Genomic DNA, 19,192 nt, shown 5'->3' with positions numbered 1-19,192 from the left:
GTATTCTTGAGCGTGAGTCGTCAGCATGAAGAAACCGGCGATCCCAAACAATAGACAGCGGGGTGATTTAGTCATTCTTATCTATTCGAATTAATGAAACCTATGGAGGCGGACGTATCCGCTCCATAGGTTTTGTGTGGGGAGATGTTGTTATTTAGAGAATACGGTCTTCGTTCGTGAACAGGTACCTTCCCAACGCATTTCGATGGGCTCGGCAGGGTCCGTCTTGTCGATGTAGTTATAGTACATGTAGAATGTCGTGACTACATAGGATTTATGGGAGTTCTGCACATCGACCGTGCGCTCCACCAGGATTTTGTTCCGCGGGTTCTTGGGATCAAGATTCGGTTCGTCCCGTATGATCTCGATGATGTCGGGATGCATTGGTGTGAACGTAAGCGTAGAATCGGCATTCACGGTCATGTTCATGCGGTAGTTTTCCCGGTTGGTAGCTCGCTCTGAAATGTTGCCGGCGTAAAGCGATACCGTGTTCGGATCGACGACACGTAGCGTCCGAGTCGTGCGGACATCTATGAAATCGCCGGTTGCAACTTCCCGGATCGTACCTGAAAGCGAATAATTGCCTGTGTACGAATTCGAAAGTACGATATTCATCAATATGGTGCTGTAATCCGGATCTCCGATTTTATATTCTGATGTCGAGACGATCGAAATCGGCAGAATGAAACTTTTATCCTTATCGATTTTGTCGAGATTGAAACTGATCGGAATGTCGGTATATTCCGTCCCGGCTTTGATGACGACACCCTTGCCGTTGAACGAGTAGCATTCCTCCGGCAGTAATTCATAATAAAGACTGTTGTCGTTGCGATATCTTTCCCAGTTGTAACCCGCGAGCGTGTCGGGATTGATCGCCAGATCGACTACAATATCCCGGTCGAGTTTCGACGATCCGTTTACGGCGACGGTAATAATCGTATCCCGAACCGAAGCGTCTACATAGTTGAGATCGTATTCGCGGAAGCCGTTCTGGTTGATCAGCACATGCTTGATGAAGAGTTCATCTTCAAGGTTGTTGTCGCAGGCAGTAAACGATACTGCTACGGCAAGCAGGAATATGATTGTTTTTTTCATTGTTCAAATTGTTTTTGTCGGTTACTACCAGCCCGGATTCTGGGTCAATTTCGTATTACGCTTCAACTCGTCGTCACTGAAGGGCCATAAATACATTTTGGCCATGAATACTTTGGTAATTTGCGTCGGCGTGGTTTCGTAGAAGCGCTCTTTCTGGGCTCCGGAGCCTTTCATGTCCACATTCATACCCATGACCGGTTCATTCTCTTCTATGGCGGCATCCTTCCAGCGGCGCAGGTCGAAATAGCGCGATCCCTCCATGAAGAATTCGATCTGGCGCTCGCGCTTGAGTTTGTCGCGGAACAAGTCAGCCGAATTGTACTCCGCATCCGTCAGATCGGGCAGGCCGGCGCGGAACCGCACCTGTCTGAATGCGCTTCTGATTTCATTCGCATCGCGTTTTACCGCAAACGGTTCATCGTAGATCACGTGGTTGAATTCGTAAACCTCACCGTCAGGAAGTTCATTGAGCGCTTCGGCATACCACAACAACACATCGGCATAGCGAATTTCGGGATGAGGCTTGAAGGTTGTGCGGCCGCCTTCGTCCCATGAATCGTCGGAATCGTAATATTTCTTGATTCCGATACCCGTGAGCGGGAAGTTGTACGGGCGCGACAGCTGTTTGCCGTCCTGACCTGCACGATAATAGTTGCAGCGGAAATTCTGGTAGTTCTGATCGGCGGTGCCGTTCTCCCAGATACAGCCGTTGTAGGCGATCGATGCGTAGAAGCGCGGTTCGCGGTTCAGCCACATTCTGTGGCAGTCGGTTGGTACGAACGGATCATTGGTTTCGCCGGTTGTGAATCCCGATGTATAATAGGGATATTCCGCGCTGGCCTGATCCTTGTCACGTCCGTCACGCATATAGTAGGCATTGACTTGTTTCAGGGTGGCGGACATGTTGTTGATGCCATTGTGTGAGTAAGGAAAAGCCTTTTGTACGAAAGTGTTGACATTTACACCGCCCAATCGCATGAAAATAAATTCGTTGTTGAGTGTTACGGGCGTCTCTCCGTTAAAAAGTTGCGCATAAGACTCCATCGGGTCGATGTTACCTGCTCCGGCGGGGAAATCATCAGTGGGAACGTTGGGAGCGAGAGGAGCCGTATTTGCTGTTGCTCTTACCGTAACGAGTTCATAAAGCCCCATTTCAATGACTTCACGGGCGGCAGCCGCTGCGCGCGCCCATTTGTGGACATCGTATTGCTGGGGGATCAGGTTGCGGCCTTCGTCGTCTTTGACATTGAACAGTTCTGTGTTGCCGTTGAAGAGTGGAGATGCCGCGTAGAGCAGGATCTTGGCCCTCAAGGCGAGTGCGGCGCCCTGTGTGGCGCGTCCGATCCATGTCGAGGCGTATTCCGTCGGAAGAACACGGGCGGCACGTTCCAGGTCGGCAAGCATAAAATCGACCATTTCGTCGATCGTTGCACGGGGCAGCGCCAATGCTGCGTAATCGAGCGAGATATCCTGTCCTTCATCGGGGACAATAGGCACCGGACCGTATTGGCGCATCAGCGTGAAATAAAAATAGGCACGCAAGAAACGAGCTTCTCCTTCCAGACGTTCCCGCTCGGCCGAAGAGATCTCCAGACAACGGTGCACGTTATGGATGAATATCGAAGCGGTGCGGATGCCGATGTACATGGCACTGTAGCGGTCTTCCCAAATTTGGTTCGACGAAGAGTATTGTCCGTTTTGATACAGTTCACACGATGCCGTTGCGTCGTTGTAAATCGCCTCGTCCGATGCGAAATAGAGAGCACCTGTGGAGATGGACGGAGTCTGTTCCAGCGAACTGTACACTTCCCAGAGCCATTGCTTCGTCGTGTTTTCCCGGACGAATATCGAATCGTATTGCTGCATGTCCTTCACATAGGTTTCGACATCGAGGAAATCACCGCATCGAACCATGCTTACGATGGCAACTGCTGCAACCAGAATATTTCTTATCTTTTTCATAATCATAGAAATCTTAAGGTTAGAAACTAACATTCAGGCCGAACGTGTACGTGCGCTGAATAGGATAGACGTTGCCGTCCCGACTACCTGTTTCAGGGTCCCACCAGTCGAAAGACGACCAGCAGGCAAGGTTGTAACCCAAGAAGAAGATGCGCAATCTCTCCATTCGTAATTTGCGGGTCAAAGACTTGGGAAGCGTGTAGCCTATTTCGAGGTTTTTCAGACGCAGATAATGTCCGTCGCGCAGCCACCATGTTGACCATTTGGTGTTGTTTTCACGCGGGCCGTACGAAAGACGCGGGAATATGGCATCTTGACGTTCAGTTGCGGGGTCTCCGGAGATTTCACGGGATATCCAACGATTCTTGGGATCGGCTACGGCCGAAAGTATGTTGCCGGCATCGTTGGCGACGAACGGGAACATGGTGTAACCTTCCATGATGAAGTCCATTCGGCCGGAGCCCTGGAACAGCACGCTGAAGTCGAAGTTTTTCCACTGAGCGCTCAAACCGAGTCCGTATACGATTTCCGGAGTATTCGAGTGTCCGATCGGTACAATGTCATCATCATTGATGACGCCGTCGCCGTTGACATCTTTATATTTGATATCGCCGGGCATCAATTCTTGTCCGTACTGAGTCGGACTGCTTGCGATTTCCGCTTCGTCCTTGAAAAGCCCCAATGCGATCAGACCGCGGTTTTGCTCCCATTTGTAGCCCTGTGTCATACGGTAGTAGAGCGCATTGGCAGCCTCGTCGTATTCCAGAATCTTATTGCGGGCATAGGTGAAGTTTCCGCGCAGCGTGAAGATAAAATCTTTGCCAATGCGCTGCGTGTAGCCGAAGTTACCGTCGATACCTTCCGACCGCATGGAACCGACGTTGGCCCAAGGACGCTGGTCTATCGAGCCGCCGACCAACAGACCGACAGAACCGGGAAGATAACCGCGGCGCATGAAGATATCGTTACGCTCATCGCGGAAAATATCTACGGTCAGGTCGAATTTGTCGGAGATCTTCACATCGAGACCGAGGTCCTGTTTGGTGGTAACCTCCCATGTCAGATTCGGCGACCCCATCAGCTCGATACGGGTACCCTGTACGCCATTGGCGCCCATGTTGCCGAAATTGGCACCGCCTCCGTTCGTGACCGTGGTGATGTAAGGGAAACGAACGTTATTGTCGTTGTTGATACGTTCGTTACCTACTTGTCCCCATGAATAACGGATCTTCAGCAAGGTAAGCCACGGCATGTGCTTCTTGATGAACTTCTCATTCGAAATCACCCAACCGCCGGCGATTGCGGGGAAGAATCCGAAGCGCTCTTTAGGCTCGAAGTTCTCCGAGCCCGTATAACCGAAGTTGAACTCTACCAGATAACGATCGTCGTAACCGTAGGTCACACGGCCGGAAAGTCCCAGTTTACGTCGCGGAACCGATTTGAAGAGGTTGCCTTCGACATCATTTTCCGAGAACGACTCCATGAAATAGTAAAGCAGTCCGCCGACACGATGCTTACCGAAAGCGTGATCGTATCCGAGTTGCAGCTCTCCATAGGCCTGACGCGATCCATAGACGTTCGATACCTGGTAGAGCGGAACCTCGTCTATGATGCGCGAGGTGATCAGATTGCCTTCCATATCCCGGACCCGTTCCGCCTTGTAAAGTGCCGGTATTTTCAGACGACCGAGGTTGTGGCGGTTGTAGGCGTCGTATGAAAAGCGTCCAGTGAAATGCAACCCCTCCGTAATAAAACTCAGATCCTGTTTCAGTCCGATATTCGATTCTACTTTATTTTCCCAGAAAGTATAATAACCGGTATGGTTGAGTCGAACATAGGGAGACATATCGCTGTCGTAAGGACCGTAAGTCGGCAACTGTCCGTTCGAATAACGCAGAGGAACGGAAATCGGAGTCATATAGGATATCGACTTCCAAAAATCATCGGAATTTCCTTCTGAATTGACGGTCGCGCCCGGTTTGTGCTGGTCTACGACCCAACCGCCCAATCCGGCTTCGAGAATCGTTGTTTTGGTGACGTTGATGTCCGTGTTGATGCGGAAATTGTAACGCTTGTAATTGGTATCCGTTCCGTAGTTCTCTTTCATCGAGTCCTTGAACAATCCGCCCTGCTTGTAATACGAGCCTGAAATATAGTAACGAGCCGTCGATCCGCCGCCACTGATACTCAGCGATGTCTTGAACGAAGAAGTGCTTTTTTTGAGCAGAGCATCGTGCCAGTCCACATTGGGATAGAGGTCGGGGTCGAGTCCATATTTAATGATTTCCAGGTCGCTCGCGTCATATACGGGGTCCTGGTAGCGCGACATACGGGCTTCGTTGGCCAGCGAGGCATAGGTTTCCGCATTGACGAATTCCCGTTCGATGGCGGACTCGGAAATGCCGTATTCGGCCTTGAAATTGATGTTCACTTTACCGGCAACTCCTCGTTTGGTCGTAATCAGAATAACACCGTTGGCACCGCGCTGGCCATAGATTGCCGTTGCAGAGGCGTCTTTCAGGACCGAGAACGACTCGATATCCTCGACGTTGATCTCGTTGAAGTCGCGCTCGATGCCATCGACCAACACCAGAGCGGACGCATTGGCCCCGAACGTAGAGATACCGCGAATCCAGAATTCCGAGGCGTCCTTACCCGGTTCGCCCGATCGCTGTACGGCGATAATACCCGGGACATTGCCCGCCAGCGAGTTGGTGATGTTGGCAGTCGGGACTTTCAGATCCTGCATTTTGATCGAGGTGACGGCTCCGACCACCGACGCTTTTTTCTGGAAACCGGCGCCGACTACGACAACTTCCTCCATCGCGTTCGAATCTTCGACCATTTTAACATCAATCTGTGTCTTCCCGACAATCGGAATGTCTTGTGTTACATAACCCAAATAGCTGAACGACAGGGTTTCGTTGGGACCCGTCTTGATTTTGTAGTTACCATCAATATCGGTGTTGGTTCCCAGACCGGGCTGGTTCTTCACGATGACATTCACGCCCACCAAGGGTTGCCCTTGTGAATCGGTGACTTTACCAGTAATCGTATAGATTTTACCTTGGGCAGATACCGGGACCGGATTTCCCCCCCCCAGCAAAATACTGCATACACTCAGTATATATAGTATAAGTTTCTTCATAGCGAACTATTCTACGGTGATTTTACAAATTCGGTTGTTTTCTTTGTCGGCTACATATACAGTTGAGCCATCGTCGCTGACCGCAACGCCGGTCGGGAATTGTAATTGGGCTTCGAGCGGATCGCCTTCCGTGAAACCCAACTGCCCTCCGATGCCGGCATAGGTGGTGACGGTTGCCGTTCCGGCATTGTCTACAATGCGGCGGATACAATGATTCCAAGTGTCGGCAAGGTAAAAATCGCCCTGCGGGCCGGTACACATCTGATAGGGCTGGTTGATGCGTGCGTCTTCACCGACACCGTCCTGATAACCCATCTGGCCATCCATGCCGACCCATGTATTGGGTTCTCCAAGCGTTTTCGTCGCGAAATCGTATTCCATGCGGACGATAGCCGAATGAGACGCTCCGCCGAGAGCCAGCGCATAGAGGTATTTTCCGTCATGACTCCAGCAATACGTGAAATCGCAGTTGTTGTTGAAACATTGTACGAGTTCCACCATCTCCTGTCTGTCGCGGTCCCACCGCAGCACCATACCCTTGTAATAATCGTTGATGAACAGTTCTCCGTCCACGGGATTCAGGATCGAAGCGTTCGAACCCGAACGGGGTGCATAAGTCTTGTGACGGACAAAACCGTCGGAGCGCAACAAAAAGACGGTCGAAACATTCGAAGAGGAACCTTCTACTCCGACGAAGAGCGTATCGCAACTCGTGCCGAAACTGATTGTACGCAGATTGTGCAGGCCAGGGGCGCGCCAGGGAGTACTCACTTTTTCATTGATCAGGTCTACCTCCCGAATACATTTATAGTTATCGGCTTCGAGAACATACAGTTTCTGATTTTCATCATCCAGTGCCAGACGCAGCGGACGGGCGAATTTCGCCTCCTTGAATGTGCCGTCTTTATCTTCGGCATTGAAACCTCCGCCACAGAGGGTGGAAAGATTTTTCTTGAACTCGTACTGGAATTCCTCCTCGAAAGCCACTTCTTGTGCCTCTTCGCCTTCGCCTATGGTTACCGTGACCTTGCCGGTATCGGCCCGGGCAGGAACGATGGCATAAATGCGGTTGCCTTTTGCGCTGACGACACGAGCTTCTCGGTTTTCGTCATTGGCGATACGGACTTTGACCTTTGATGGATCGTAACCGAAATTCTCACCGCGGATGATAAGTTTCGTGCCGACTCCGCCCTCTTGGGGTGAATAGCTTTCAAGCACGACTGGCTTGTCCGGATTGTAGACGGCGTTTTTATCGGTGTCGTCATCCGAGCAGTTGGCCATAAAAACAGCGCCGACGACAAAGCCTGCTACAAAAAGCAGACGAATTCGTTGTAACAGCATGCTTTTCATGTTGTGGAAGTTTTGGTTTTTAATTAGATTAAATGGTTCGGGTTGATATCCGAAAGTTTAGGTTTTAATACTATACAAAAATAAAGTGTTCGATACCGGCTTTCTAATCGAATCTTTGCAAATTCTTGTGCTATATTCGCTTTGGATGTCCGATATAAACAAATCGCATAAGCAAATAATAATGGTGTTGTACAGTTACGTTGGTTTTGGTAATCCGGCGGGAAGATACGATGAGGCGGGATTTCCTATAGAAAGATTTGCTTGTACTATATTAATTTATCGTAATTCTTATGTCACCGATATGGAGTGGCGGATTTATAAATGAGACGTGGGATTGTTTACCAGAAAACGGCGTATATCGCGGTCAGAATAATGACAATTCCCAATGCACCGACTGTAAGACCGGGCGTGAAATCGAAAGTCTTGCCGCCAATACTGTAAGCCCGGCTACTACGGGTATGACTCTGGCCGTTGGTATACAGGATTATTCCGATGAATCCGAACAGAGTGCCGAGCATATAGATAGCGTCGAAATGGTAGCTGGCCCAACGCCCGATGAAAAGAATCCCAGCGAAAATACAGAGCGCCGCCAACGCCAGAAGCACCCATGAGGCGCTGATCATGGAGCGGCGCCCCGCAATTTTCGAGGTATCATCCTGTACGGATTCACTGCGATCCAGCAGCGAAATCGTTACGGCAATGACGACCAACACGATAAAGGCATAGCTCATGCGCAGAACGAAGCCCATATTCGGATATGCGAATTTAAGGGCGATGCCGACCGGAATCGTAAGGATAGAGGTCCATAAAGCGGCCCGGTTCGTAGCTTTTTTCCATAACAGTCCCATGCTGAAGACTACGGTAACTCCCGGATAAACATATCCCGAATACTCCTGAATGTACTGGAATGCCTGATCCAGTCCGCCCAGCAGCGGCTTGGCGGCGGCCATGGCGATAAATAACGCGCAGAATGCGACCATACGCCCGACATTTACCAACCGTTTTTCCGAGGCTGCGGGAGCAATCAGCCGTTTGTAAATGTCCATGGTGAAAATCGTGGCCGTGCTGTTGATCATGCTGGCAAGCGAAGAGACGATCGCGGCGACGAGGGCTGCGAAAGCCAGACCTTTGATGCCCGTCGGCGTGAAGTTCTTCAACAGCCACGGATAAGCACTGTCGGCCGTGGTGATCGAATCCTGCAATCCGAGGATCAGGTGGGGATTGGTGAACAGCACATAGGCCGTGATACCGGGAATGACGACGATCAGCGGGATGAGGAGTTTCAGGTAACCGGCGAAGAGCAGTCCTTTTTTCGCTTCGTGCAGCGAACGGGCCGCCAATCCTTTCTGAATGATATACTGATTGAACCCCCAGAAGCCGATATTGGTGACCCAGATCGACCCCAGCAGCAGTGCGAGTCCCGGCAGGTCTTTCGAAATGTCGAACTGCTGCCCTGTGGCCGGATCGAAAACGACCGTTCCTTCGGGAATTATCATGCTGAGATGGTAATCGTTGCCGGCATCGCGGATCGTATGGAAGACGTTCTGCAAGCCGGCCCATGCGCTGCCGTCGGCCATAATCGTTGTCGAAGGGTCCGCGGCTTTGAGCGCGAAATAAACTGCTACCAGACCGCCGCCGATCAGGAAAACGACCTGAATGATATCCGTCCAGACGACGGCTTTCAGACCTCCGTATATCGAGTAGAGTCCTGAAAACAAGAGCAGTCCCACGACGCCCCACATCATCGGAATACCGAGTACCTGTTCCATGGCCAAAGCTCCGAGCCATGCAACAGAGGTCAGATTGACGAAAAGATAGAGCAGCAGGAAGAAGATGGAAAAAGCGATGCTGACACCGTGACCATAACGTTCGTTAAGCAATTGCGGCATGGTGTAAATCCGCTTTTCGATCATGATCGGCAAAAGGTATTTTGCCACAAGAATCAGCGTGGCGGCCGCAATCCATTCGTAGGCGGCGATACCTATTCCTATCCGGAATCCCGATCCCGACATGCCAATAAACTGCTCGGCCGAGATATTGGCAGCAATCAGTGATGCACCGATAGCCCACCATGAAAGCGATCGCCCTGCCAGAAAATAGTCCGACGAACTCTTTTCCTTACTGAAGCGCGAGATGTACAGTCCTATTATAACGATGATAAGCGCATAAACGCCGAAGACCAGATAATCCGTCGTTTGGAATCCTGCATTCATTGGTTTAGGTTTGGATTTAGATTGTTATACAAAATTAGCATTGGAAATTTCGTGAATCTTATGGGATTTTTGCTAAAAATTGTAATATTTTATGATTTGAGGTTTTGATAAAACGCATTCAACGTCTATAAATGTCGATATGGGGTTGATAAAAGCCGTCTTGCAGAAGAAATATTGTTCGGTTTATCATCCTATTCGTCTTGCATGCGAAAATAGCACAAGAATCTGCGAATTCTGCGGAAGATCGTTTGGAAAGAAAAACTTACATTTGTCTTATTAAGAGGCCATAAAAATACCTATTTATTATATAATACCGATACTTCTCATGAACCGAGAACATTCATTCTTGAATCTTGCTTTGACCGCGCTGTCGTCGGTAAGTTTTCTAATGACTGCAACAGCCGCTAATTCCGGACGATGCGAGCCGCATATTGCCGTGCAACCGAAACTTTTCCCTGCACCTCTGCATGCTGTCCGCCTTACCGACGGCCCTTTCCTCCATGCCCAAGAGATGGATCGCCGCTGGCTTCTTTCGATGGACCCCGACCGTTTCCTATCGGGCTTCCGTTCCGAGGCGGGACTGGAGACTTCTGTCCCCCGTTACGGAGGATGGGAAAACTCAGGTGCCTCGGGACATGCTTTCGGTCATTATCTTTCGGCTCTGTCTATGATGTATGCCTCCACGGGCGACCGGGCCCTGCTGGACAAAATTGATTACTGCGTCGATGCTTTGGATGAATGCCAGCGGACGGAAGGCACCGGCTTGTTGGCAGGCTTCGAACGCAGCCGCGAACTCTTCGCCGAATTGGAGCGCGGAGACATTCGTTCGCAAGGATTCGACCTGAATGGCGGTTGGGTGCCCTTCTATACGTTGCACAAAGAGTTCGCCGGGTTGGTGGACATATGCCGATATACGCCCAACCGAAAAGCATTATCCGTGCTGATCCGTTTTACTGATTGGCTCGACGACTTGGTCGCTAAACTTTCGGACGAGCAGATGGCCCAGATTTTGGTATGCGAGCACGGTGGCATGACCGAAGCGTTGGCCGATGTCTATGCTCTGACAGGCGAGCGGAAATACCTCGACCTGGCACAGCGTTTCGACCATCGCACGTTCCTGCGGCCGTTGGCAATCGGACAGGATTCATTGCCGGGACATCATGGGAACATGGAGATTCCGAAAATCGTGGGTGCCATTCGTGAATACGAATGCACAGGCGAAGAGCGCTACCGCCGCATTGCAGAGTTCTTTTGGGACAGAGTCGTCAACCATCATACCTATGTAATCGGCGGAAATACCGAGCATGAACATTTCGGAGCGCCTGACATGTTGGCCAATCGACTTTCGGAAGGGACGTGCGAGACCTGCAATACCTACAACATGCTCAAATTAACCCGTCATCTTTTCCAGACCGATCCCAAGTCTCGTTATGCGGATTACTACGAACGTGCGCTTTATAATCAAATTTTGGCGTCGCAGAATCCCGACGACGGCATGGTTTGCTACATGTCCCCGATGAGTTCGGGCAGTCGCAAGACTTTCAGCCTGCCGTTCGATTCGTTCTGGTGTTGTGTGGGTACGGGCATGGAGAATCACGCTCACTACGGAGAATTCATCTATTTCACCGACGGAGGCAGCGAGGTGTTCGTGAATTTGTACATACCCTCGACGTTCGACTGGGAAGCGCAGGGCGTAACGCTGGAACAAAAGACAGAATTCCCCTATTCGGACGAAATACAGTTCCGGATTTCGACGCCTCGGGCACGACGGTTCGCGCTGTATCTCCGGCGTCCGTCTTGGGCTGCGGGCTGCGAAGTCACCGTCAACGGCCGGCCGGTGAAGGCGAAGACAGACGAAGCGGGATATATCCGGCTCGATCGTAAATGGCACGATGATGATGAGGTGTGTCTTGTCGTGAAGCAGACGCTTCGTTCGGAGGCTATTCCGGGTGATTCGACCCAGCGGGCCTATTTGTACGGTCCGGTTGTACTCAGCGCTCTGTTGGCAGAGGACGAAGCGGTACCGGTGATCGTAGCCGACGAGATGTCGGATGCCGCCTCGCTGGTCAAATGCACTGATCCGGCCAGTTTGCGGTTCGAAACCCGGACAACCCGGCCCGTACAGAAAGAACTGATTCCCTATTTCGAAGTCGGAGGTCGTCGTATGATGGTTTATTTCCGGCACTTTCCCGAGACAACATGGCAGGAACAGTTAGCGGAATTGCGAATGCGCGAAGACCGGGAGGCGTGGTTGCGAGAGCATACCGTTTCGCAATTTACGCTCGGTGAAATGCAGCCTGAACGCGACCACAATTTTCACGGCGAGAAGACGCAACCTCACGAGTTTGAGGGGCGCAAGTACCGGGAGTCGCTCGGCGGGTGGTTCTCGTTCGACATGAAAGTAGATCCCGATCGCCCCAATACGCTTTACTGTACTTATTGGGGAAACCGTTTCTACAACCATTCGTTCGATATCGAGGTGAATGGCAAGAAAATCGGCTTCGAGAACATCCACAACTGGGGTCCTCGTTATATAGAGCGCAGTTACCAGATTCCCGATGAATTGACTTCCGGACGGGAACAAGTGACCGTAACGTTGAGAGCAATTCGCGAAGACGCTGTAGCCGGGCCGTTATTCGATTGCCGTGTCATGCGATAGTATTAGTATGTAATTTATGCAAAATGAATAATAAGTGATCTCGTTCATTCTTGTATATCTTAAAGAGAGTATCGAATTAGATTCATTAATCTTATAAATTGAACGGAATATAAAAATGAAAAACCTCGGAATCATAGTCTTTGCGATTCTTTCGTTCACATGTTATGCATCTACGCATCATGAGAAGATGCCATGTCCTTCGGAGTATGTTTCAACACTTGTAGGGTCACAGTCTGATGTCACGTTTTCGACGGGCAACACCTATCCGGCCGTGGCCCTGCCGTGGGGCATGAACTTCTGGACGCCCCAGACGGGCAAGATGGGCGACGGCTGGGCATACACCTACGGCGCGCACACGATCTGCGGATTCAAGCAAACCCACCAACCCTCGCCGTGGATAAACGACTACGGACAATTCTCGCTGATGCCCGTGCGAGGCCGTGATGCGATCGACGAAACCTCGCGCCGAAGCTGGTTCTCGCACCAATCGGAGGAGGCGCGGCCCTACTATTACAGCGTATATCTGGCCGATCACGATGTCGTGGCAGAAATCGCACCCACGGACCGCGCAGCCGTGCTGCGATTCACATTCCCCGAGTCGGACGAATCGGGCGTGGTGATCGACGCATTCGACCGCGGATCGCATGTCGAGGTGATGCCCGACAACCGCACCGTCGTAGGATACACCACGCGCAACAGCGGAGGTGTGCCCGAGAACTTCCGAAACTGGTTCGTCATACGTTTCGACAAGCCGTTCAACGGTTTTCGGATATTCAACGGGAAGACCGAACTGAAAGGCTTCGAGGCCGAAGGCGAACATGCCCTGGCAGCGGTATATTTCGCCACGCGACGCGGAGAACAGGTGACGGCGCGCGTAGCCTCGTCGTTCATCTCCGAAGAGCAAGCCGTGCGCAATCTCGAAACAGAGGTCGGCGATGCCGATTTCGAGGCGGTGAAAGCCCGTGCGCAAGCGCGCTGGGACGAGGTGCTCGGGCGAATCTCGGTCGAAGGAGGAACAGAGGAGCAATACCGCACATTCTACTCGTGCCTCTACCGCTCGACCTTGTTTCCGCGGAAATTCTACGAGATCGGAGCCGATGGCAATCCCGTCCATTACAGCCCCTACAACGGCGAAGTGCTGCCGGGATACATATACACCGACACGGGATTCTGGGACACGTTCCGCAGTCTGTTTCCGCTGCTGAACCTGGTCTATCCGTCGGTCAACGCCGAGATTCAGGCAGGACTGGCCAATGCCTACCGCGAGAGCGGATTCCTGCCCGAATGGGCATCGCCCGGGCATCGCGGCTGCATGGTCGGCAACAACTCGGCATCCGTAGTCGCAGATGCGATCCTGAAAGGAGTGACCCCCGCAGAGAATGTAGCCGTGCTCTATGAAGCGATGCTGTCGGGACGCGGCAAAGTCCATCCCGCAGTAAGCTCCACCGGACGGCTCGGACATGAATACTACAATACGCTGGGGTATGTGCCCTACGATGCGGGCATCAACGAGAATGTGGCGCGCACGCTCGAATATGCCTACGACGACTGGTGCATAGCGCAGGTGGCGAAGATGCTCGGCAAGGACGAAGATGCGAAACGGCTGGAAAAGGCGTCGAAGAACTACAAAAACCTTTTCGACCCCGAGGTGAAATTGATGCGCGGCCGCAATGCCGACGGCACGTTCCAACAACCCTTCAGCCCCTATAAGTGGGGAGACGCATATACGGAGGGGAATGCGTGGCACTACACGTGGTCGGTATTCCATGATGTCGAAGGGCTGATCGAACTGATGGGAGGCCGCGAAGGCTTCACGCAGATGCTCGACTCGGTGTTCGTCGTGCCGCCGATCTACGACGACAGCTACTACGGAGTCCGCATCCACGAAATAACAGAGATGCAGGTGGCGAACATGGGTAACTATGCCCACGGAAACCAACCTGCGCAACACATGATTTATCTGTACGACTACTGCGGGCAACCCGCCAAGGCACAATGGTGGGCCCGCGAGGTGATGGACCGGCTCTATTCGCCCAAGCCCGACGGATACTGCGGAGACGAGGACAACGGGCAGACATCGGCATGGTATGTATTCTCGGCCTTGGGATTCTATCCCGTATGTCCCGCCTCGGACGAATACGCAGCAGGATCGCCGCTGTTCAAGAAAGCGACCATCCGCCTCGAAAACGGAAACGACATCGTGATCGAAGCCCCGGAGAACTCTCCGGAAAACAGGTATGTCGGAAAGATGCGAATCAACGGCAAAGTCTCCAAACGACCGTTCATCTGCCATGAAGAACTCCTGAAAGGAACGAAGGTCCGCTTCGAAATGAAAATCAAAAATAAGAAATAATAATATAAGCCAAGAACAAAAATAATACAAGCTCCGATTTTTAATCGAAGTTTGTATTATTTTTTACAATAGATTGGGCATAGATTCGAATGCAAATTAATAAAAGGCATACGATGTCATTAGGTAGCATTTATAGGCAATATTATTTATTCCTGCGGAGGAAGCAACTTACACAATACTGGGTCTTCGCGTAGACGTTGCAGTTCCTTTTCCACGATCTCCGAGGCTTCGGCCTTGATGCGGTCGTAGTTCTGTTTTATCATTTCGTCCATATGGTCGTTCCCCTCCGCATCCGTAAAATTCGTGATCACGGGAATTTTCTCGTAACGGGATGTTTCGACCTTTACCTTTTCGCTGTCCACGACGATTTCGTCGTGGAAAATCTTCTGTTCGATGCGCTCGTCGAAATTGTCGGCTACCGCGCCGACGAACATACCCTGCGTAAGCGTCGAGATTTTCGACGCCGGAATCAAACTATCCAACTGTGTGGATATGGAGGTCGATTTGTCGTTTCGATTGATGGTCATACTTTGCCGCTTCTGGAGTACCTTGCCGAAGCGCTCCGAGAGCGTCTTGGCTGTTTCGCCGACAACCTGTCCCGAAAAGATATTGCCTACGGTGTTCATCACCACGGCGGCTTCCTTATCACCGTAGTCGCGTTTCAACTGCGAAAAATCCTGAAAGCATAGCAGCACGGCAACCTTGTTCGAGCGTGCCGTCGCAATCAGATTGTCGAGGCCCTTGAAGTAGATCGTCGGCAACTCGTCAATGATGATGCCCGATTTAAGCTGTTCCTTCTTATTGATGAGTTTCACAATGCGGGAATTGTACAACCCCAGTAGATATTCTGCCGATCGAGGTTGTTCCCCACGCAGAGGATTTTGGGATCGTCCGGGTTATTGATGTCAAGCGTGGAATCATTGCCCGACATGACCCAATAGAGCTGCGGGCTTATCATGCGCGAAAGAGGAATTTTCGCCGAGGCGATCTGACCTTGTAGCTGGTCCTGCGCTCCGCCGAGCCAAACGTCCATAAAAGGGGACAGGTAGTTTTCAAGTTCGGGATAAGAGGTCAGGATCGGGAAAATATCTTCGTACCGCTTGTTCAGAAACTCGATGGCATGCGGGAAAGAGCAATACCGCCCTTTGTCGTAGATGCGCAGGAACCAGATTACAGCCGCGAAAAGGATGATCGGAGATTCGACGAAGAAATCGCCTTGCTTCTGCACCCATGTCTTATTAAGGTTCAACATGATGGTATAGGCGCTTTCGTAGGCGTCGCTTATATCGGTCATGAAGTCCGGATGGATGGGATTGCAGCGGTGCGAACGCCGTGGGTCATCGAAATTGATAACGTAGAACGTCGGAACTTTCTTGTAACCCTGCTGATGGTTGAGCAGATGGTTGTAGGCTATCTCCGACAGGTCGGGAAATTTATAATCGTAGACGTATTGGGTATAACCTTTCTCGATCTGCTGTTTGATGAACTGGTTGACGACGCAATAGCTCTTTCCGCTACCTGGGCTTCCCATACAGATACAGGCCCTCTGTGGATTTACGACGTTGGCGAATCCGTTGTGCCATTGCTTATTGTAGTAAAACCGTATCGGCAGGTTGATGGAGTATTCGTTCTCAATAAGGCACGTTTCCTGCATGAAGCTCTCGTTCTCGTTATTGAACACGTCATCCATAAGGCCGTTTTTCAGCAGACGGCTCATCCAAACTCCGCCCATCAGTAGGCAGACATATCCGGCCGATAACGTAAGGATGTAGAAACCAGCGCACGCCGCCGCAGGCAAGGGCGCATCGAGCAGCCACCAGTTGAAAAAGAAAAGCACGAGGCCTACCACGAGTGTCACAGTAATCTTGTGCTAAGAGATCTTCTCGTCCTTCACCCCCTGCGTACCGAGGCATGAAAGGGCGAGGAAAACGACGGCGAAAAGTTTGGTGCAGAGGATGCTGCCGAAAAGTTCCGCCGTGCGGTTGAAATTCAGCAAAATTCGGTCCACGACGCCGATGTTTATGCTCCATTCCAAAATCTGTTCGTAACAATACCAATAGATGTGGATCACGACGAACAGAATGCTGAGAGCCCGCATGAAGTCCATGACCTTGGCCAGCCCCCGCAAATCATCTTCCTGCTGCATGCATTTCGTTGTTTATATTCTGTAAAGCGAAAATAATACTTCGAAAGAACTTGAAATATGGCAAATAGAAGCCGTGGCAGTGATTGGCTTTGGTATGGCAGAGGTTAACGCTACATCACATCACATAACATAATGTGATATGACCTTTGAGCATATCCATAACTGTATAGAGTAAGGTGGAAATATTAAAAAACGATAAAATACACCCGCAAAAAAGCACAACAAACAGCAAATATTCAACAAGAAGCTCGTTGGGTTATTTTTTAGTTTTGTATATCCACGTAAAACTATACCTAATGTCTCTTTCCAAATTAGCATTTCTTTGTAGCACCCTATGGACTTTCACGTCCTGTACATCGTTTTCTCCAAGTGTAGACGCGGCACTCGAACAAGCCGGAACAAATCGTTCCGAGTTGGAATACGTTTTGAAATATTATTCCCGTTCCGAGGCAGACAGTCTGAAACTTCGTGCAGCAGAATATCTGATCGTCAATATGCCGGGCCATCAGTGTTTGCACGGCCCTGAAGTAGATTCATATTACCGTGAGATATATCCGATTCTGCATGGGGAAGAACGCGATCCTCAACAACTCATGGCCAAACTCAACCACATAGCAGTGCAGTATCCGATCGTAGACAGTGTTGTCCGATACGATATAGAAGTCGTCACTGCGGATTATTTGATCCATAACATTGAGCAGGCATTCTGACAATGGGAAAGTCATACGGCCAACTATCTGACTTTTGATCAATTCTGCGAATGGCTACTTCCATATAAGGTTGCGGAACAACAACCGCTCGATTACTGGCGTGATACTCTGTCACAGCATTTCACAAAACGCCTGCAAAGTGATTCGCCCAATGACGAAAACTACAACTCCCCTTATTACAAAGCATTTTGGATAAATTATGAAGCCCGCATGGCCGTACGTCCGAATATTCCGCCGAATCTGGCCGAGTATAAGGGATATAAACTCTTCGGAGCTTCATCAATTTATCGGTTGCCATTCGGGGATTGTTTCGACTATACCACGCTTGCTGTCGCCACACTGCGCAGTCATGCCGTACCTGCTGTCTTCGATTACCTGCCGCAATGGGGACGGGGATTTCTCGGCCATTCTTGGTTCGCACTCTTAAATGACAACGGGAATTTCATGTCATCGCCATGGGGTATTGATTCCGATCCTGCCACTGTATTCCATCCATGGGCTCCAATTCCGAAGATATATCGATATTGCTATGCCGCCAATCCATTCCGGCAGGAATATATTAGTCGAGCAAAATACCGTTTGCCACAATTTACCCAATTCCAACAAGATGTGACCGATCAATATATTTCGACAACCGACCCGCAGATTCCTTTATTGGATGTAAATCTGGCAGATGATTATCTGTATATCGCAGCATTCAATAATTTCGGATGGAATGCCATAGACATTGGTAGCCAAAAGAATAACAGGGCTTGTTTTCAGAAGATGGGACGAAAAATGGCATATATAGTCTTCGGATTCGACGGGAGGCAGTTAGTTCCCGCATCGCACCCGTTTACAATTGCGACCAATGGTCAGATCCAGTTCCGAAAAGCTGACACGACTAAACTCGACCGAATATGCATTACGCGGAAGATGCCCAAAGGAGAACATGTAGCGCGGCTTGAAAGCCGACTGGTCGGTGGACGCATACAAGCTTCGGATTACGAAGATTTCCGAGTAGCCGAGACATTATATGTTATTGACAGTACGATCTTTCCGGATTTGGTTCCGCTTCACGCTTCGAAAGCGTACAAGTATTGGCGGATGCTTTCAGCAGACGGCTCTTTCGGTAGTATTTCAGAATTACAGTTTTTCATGTCCGGAAGCGAAATTCCTGCGGCTGGTCGGATTATCGGCACGCCCGGCTACGGTCCAGCATGGGGAATAAACAATGTTTTTGACGGGAGCTGGCTAACATCTTATGACGGTCCGGATGCCGACGGCAACTGGTACGGTATGGCTTTCGACCAACCTGTAACCATAGACCGTTTCCGCTGCGCGCCCCGCACGGATGACAACCTAATACATTCCAGAGATACTTACGAGTTGAAATATTGGGGCGGACAAAATTGGGTGTCTTTGGGAAAACAAATAGCAAAAGAGAAATATTTGGTTTTCGACAAGGTCCCGGCAAACGCCATACTTTGGCTCAGCGACCTCACGCAAGGACGTGAAGAACGAATATTTACCTATGAAAATGAACGGCAAGTGTGGTGGTAAAGTTCTAATAATTC

Annotated in this window: 9 protein-coding genes and 1 pseudogene; 4 read left to right on the top strand and 6 right to left on the bottom strand. The window is 50.5% G+C overall.

What is annotated here, in order from left to right; all coding sequences use genetic code 11:
* Positions 1-150 precede the first annotated feature (150 nt).
* The 5 genes from WMO46_RS03620 to WMO46_RS03600 form a co-directional block, all read right to left on the bottom strand.
* The gene (locus WMO46_RS03620; RefSeq protein ID WP_288661251.1) at positions 151-1,095 is read right to left on the bottom strand and encodes a BT_3044 domain-containing protein; all 945 of its coding nucleotides are present in this window, start codon (positions 1,093-1,095) and stop codon (positions 151-153) included.
* Between the two features lie 24 nt (positions 1,096-1,119).
* The gene (locus WMO46_RS03615; RefSeq protein ID WP_349093819.1) at positions 1,120-3,057 is read right to left on the bottom strand and encodes a RagB/SusD family nutrient uptake outer membrane protein; all 1,938 of its coding nucleotides are present in this window, start codon (positions 3,055-3,057) and stop codon (positions 1,120-1,122) included.
* Between the two features lie 19 nt (positions 3,058-3,076).
* Complete coding sequence (locus tag WMO46_RS03610) at positions 3,077-6,205, bottom strand: SusC/RagA family TonB-linked outer membrane protein (protein WP_288661255.1); 3,129 nt, start codon at positions 6,203-6,205, stop codon at positions 3,077-3,079.
* Between the two features lie 6 nt (positions 6,206-6,211).
* Positions 6,212-7,555 (bottom strand): IPT/TIG domain-containing protein, encoded by a 1,344-nt coding sequence (locus WMO46_RS03605; RefSeq protein ID WP_288661256.1) that lies wholly within the window; start codon positions 7,553-7,555, stop codon positions 6,212-6,214.
* Between the two features lie 338 nt (positions 7,556-7,893).
* Positions 7,894-9,768 carry a sodium:solute symporter family transporter gene (locus tag WMO46_RS03600; protein ID WP_349093818.1) on the bottom strand — a complete coding sequence of 625 codons (1,875 nt, stop codon included), beginning with the start codon at positions 9,766-9,768 and terminating at the stop codon, positions 7,894-7,896.
* 325 nt (positions 9,769-10,093) lie between these two features.
* Here WMO46_RS03600 and WMO46_RS03595 point away from each other — a divergent pair, with 325 nt between their 5' ends.
* On the top strand, positions 10,094-12,427 hold the full coding sequence (locus WMO46_RS03595; protein ID WP_349093817.1) for a glycoside hydrolase family 127 protein: 2,334 nt from the start codon (positions 10,094-10,096) through the stop codon (positions 12,425-12,427).
* 115 nt (positions 12,428-12,542) lie between these two features.
* Positions 12,543-14,780: a GH92 family glycosyl hydrolase gene (locus WMO46_RS03590; RefSeq protein ID WP_349093816.1), complete on the top strand. Its 2,238-nt coding sequence runs from the start codon at positions 12,543-12,545 to the stop codon at positions 14,778-14,780.
* A 146-nt stretch (positions 14,781-14,926) separates the two neighbouring features.
* On the opposite strand, the pseudogene mobC reads toward WMO46_RS03590, so the two are convergent.
* Positions 14,927-16,926 (bottom strand): annotated as a pseudogene (gene mobC / locus WMO46_RS03585) (conjugal transfer protein MobC).
* A gap of 413 nt (positions 16,927-17,339) precedes the next feature.
* On the opposite strand from mobC, the gene WMO46_RS03580 reads away from it, so the two are divergent.
* Together WMO46_RS03580 and WMO46_RS03575 are read left to right on the top strand one after the other, a co-directional pair.
* A complete protein-coding gene (locus WMO46_RS03580; RefSeq protein ID WP_349093815.1) occupies positions 17,340-17,636 on the top strand; it encodes a hypothetical protein in 297 nt (98 codons plus the stop codon).
* A gap of 210 nt (positions 17,637-17,846) precedes the next feature.
* Complete coding sequence (locus WMO46_RS03575; RefSeq protein ID WP_349093814.1) at positions 17,847-19,178, top strand: hypothetical protein; 1,332 nt, start codon at positions 17,847-17,849, stop codon at positions 19,176-19,178.
* Positions 19,179-19,192: the final 14 nt, after the last annotated feature.

The organism is Alistipes intestinihominis, from assembly GCF_040095975.1.
Taxonomy (GTDB): domain Bacteria; phylum Bacteroidota; class Bacteroidia; order Bacteroidales; family Rikenellaceae; genus Alistipes; species Alistipes senegalensis.
The sequence above is the reverse complement of the archived record's forward strand: the minus strand, read 5'-3'. Positions and strand labels throughout refer to the sequence as shown.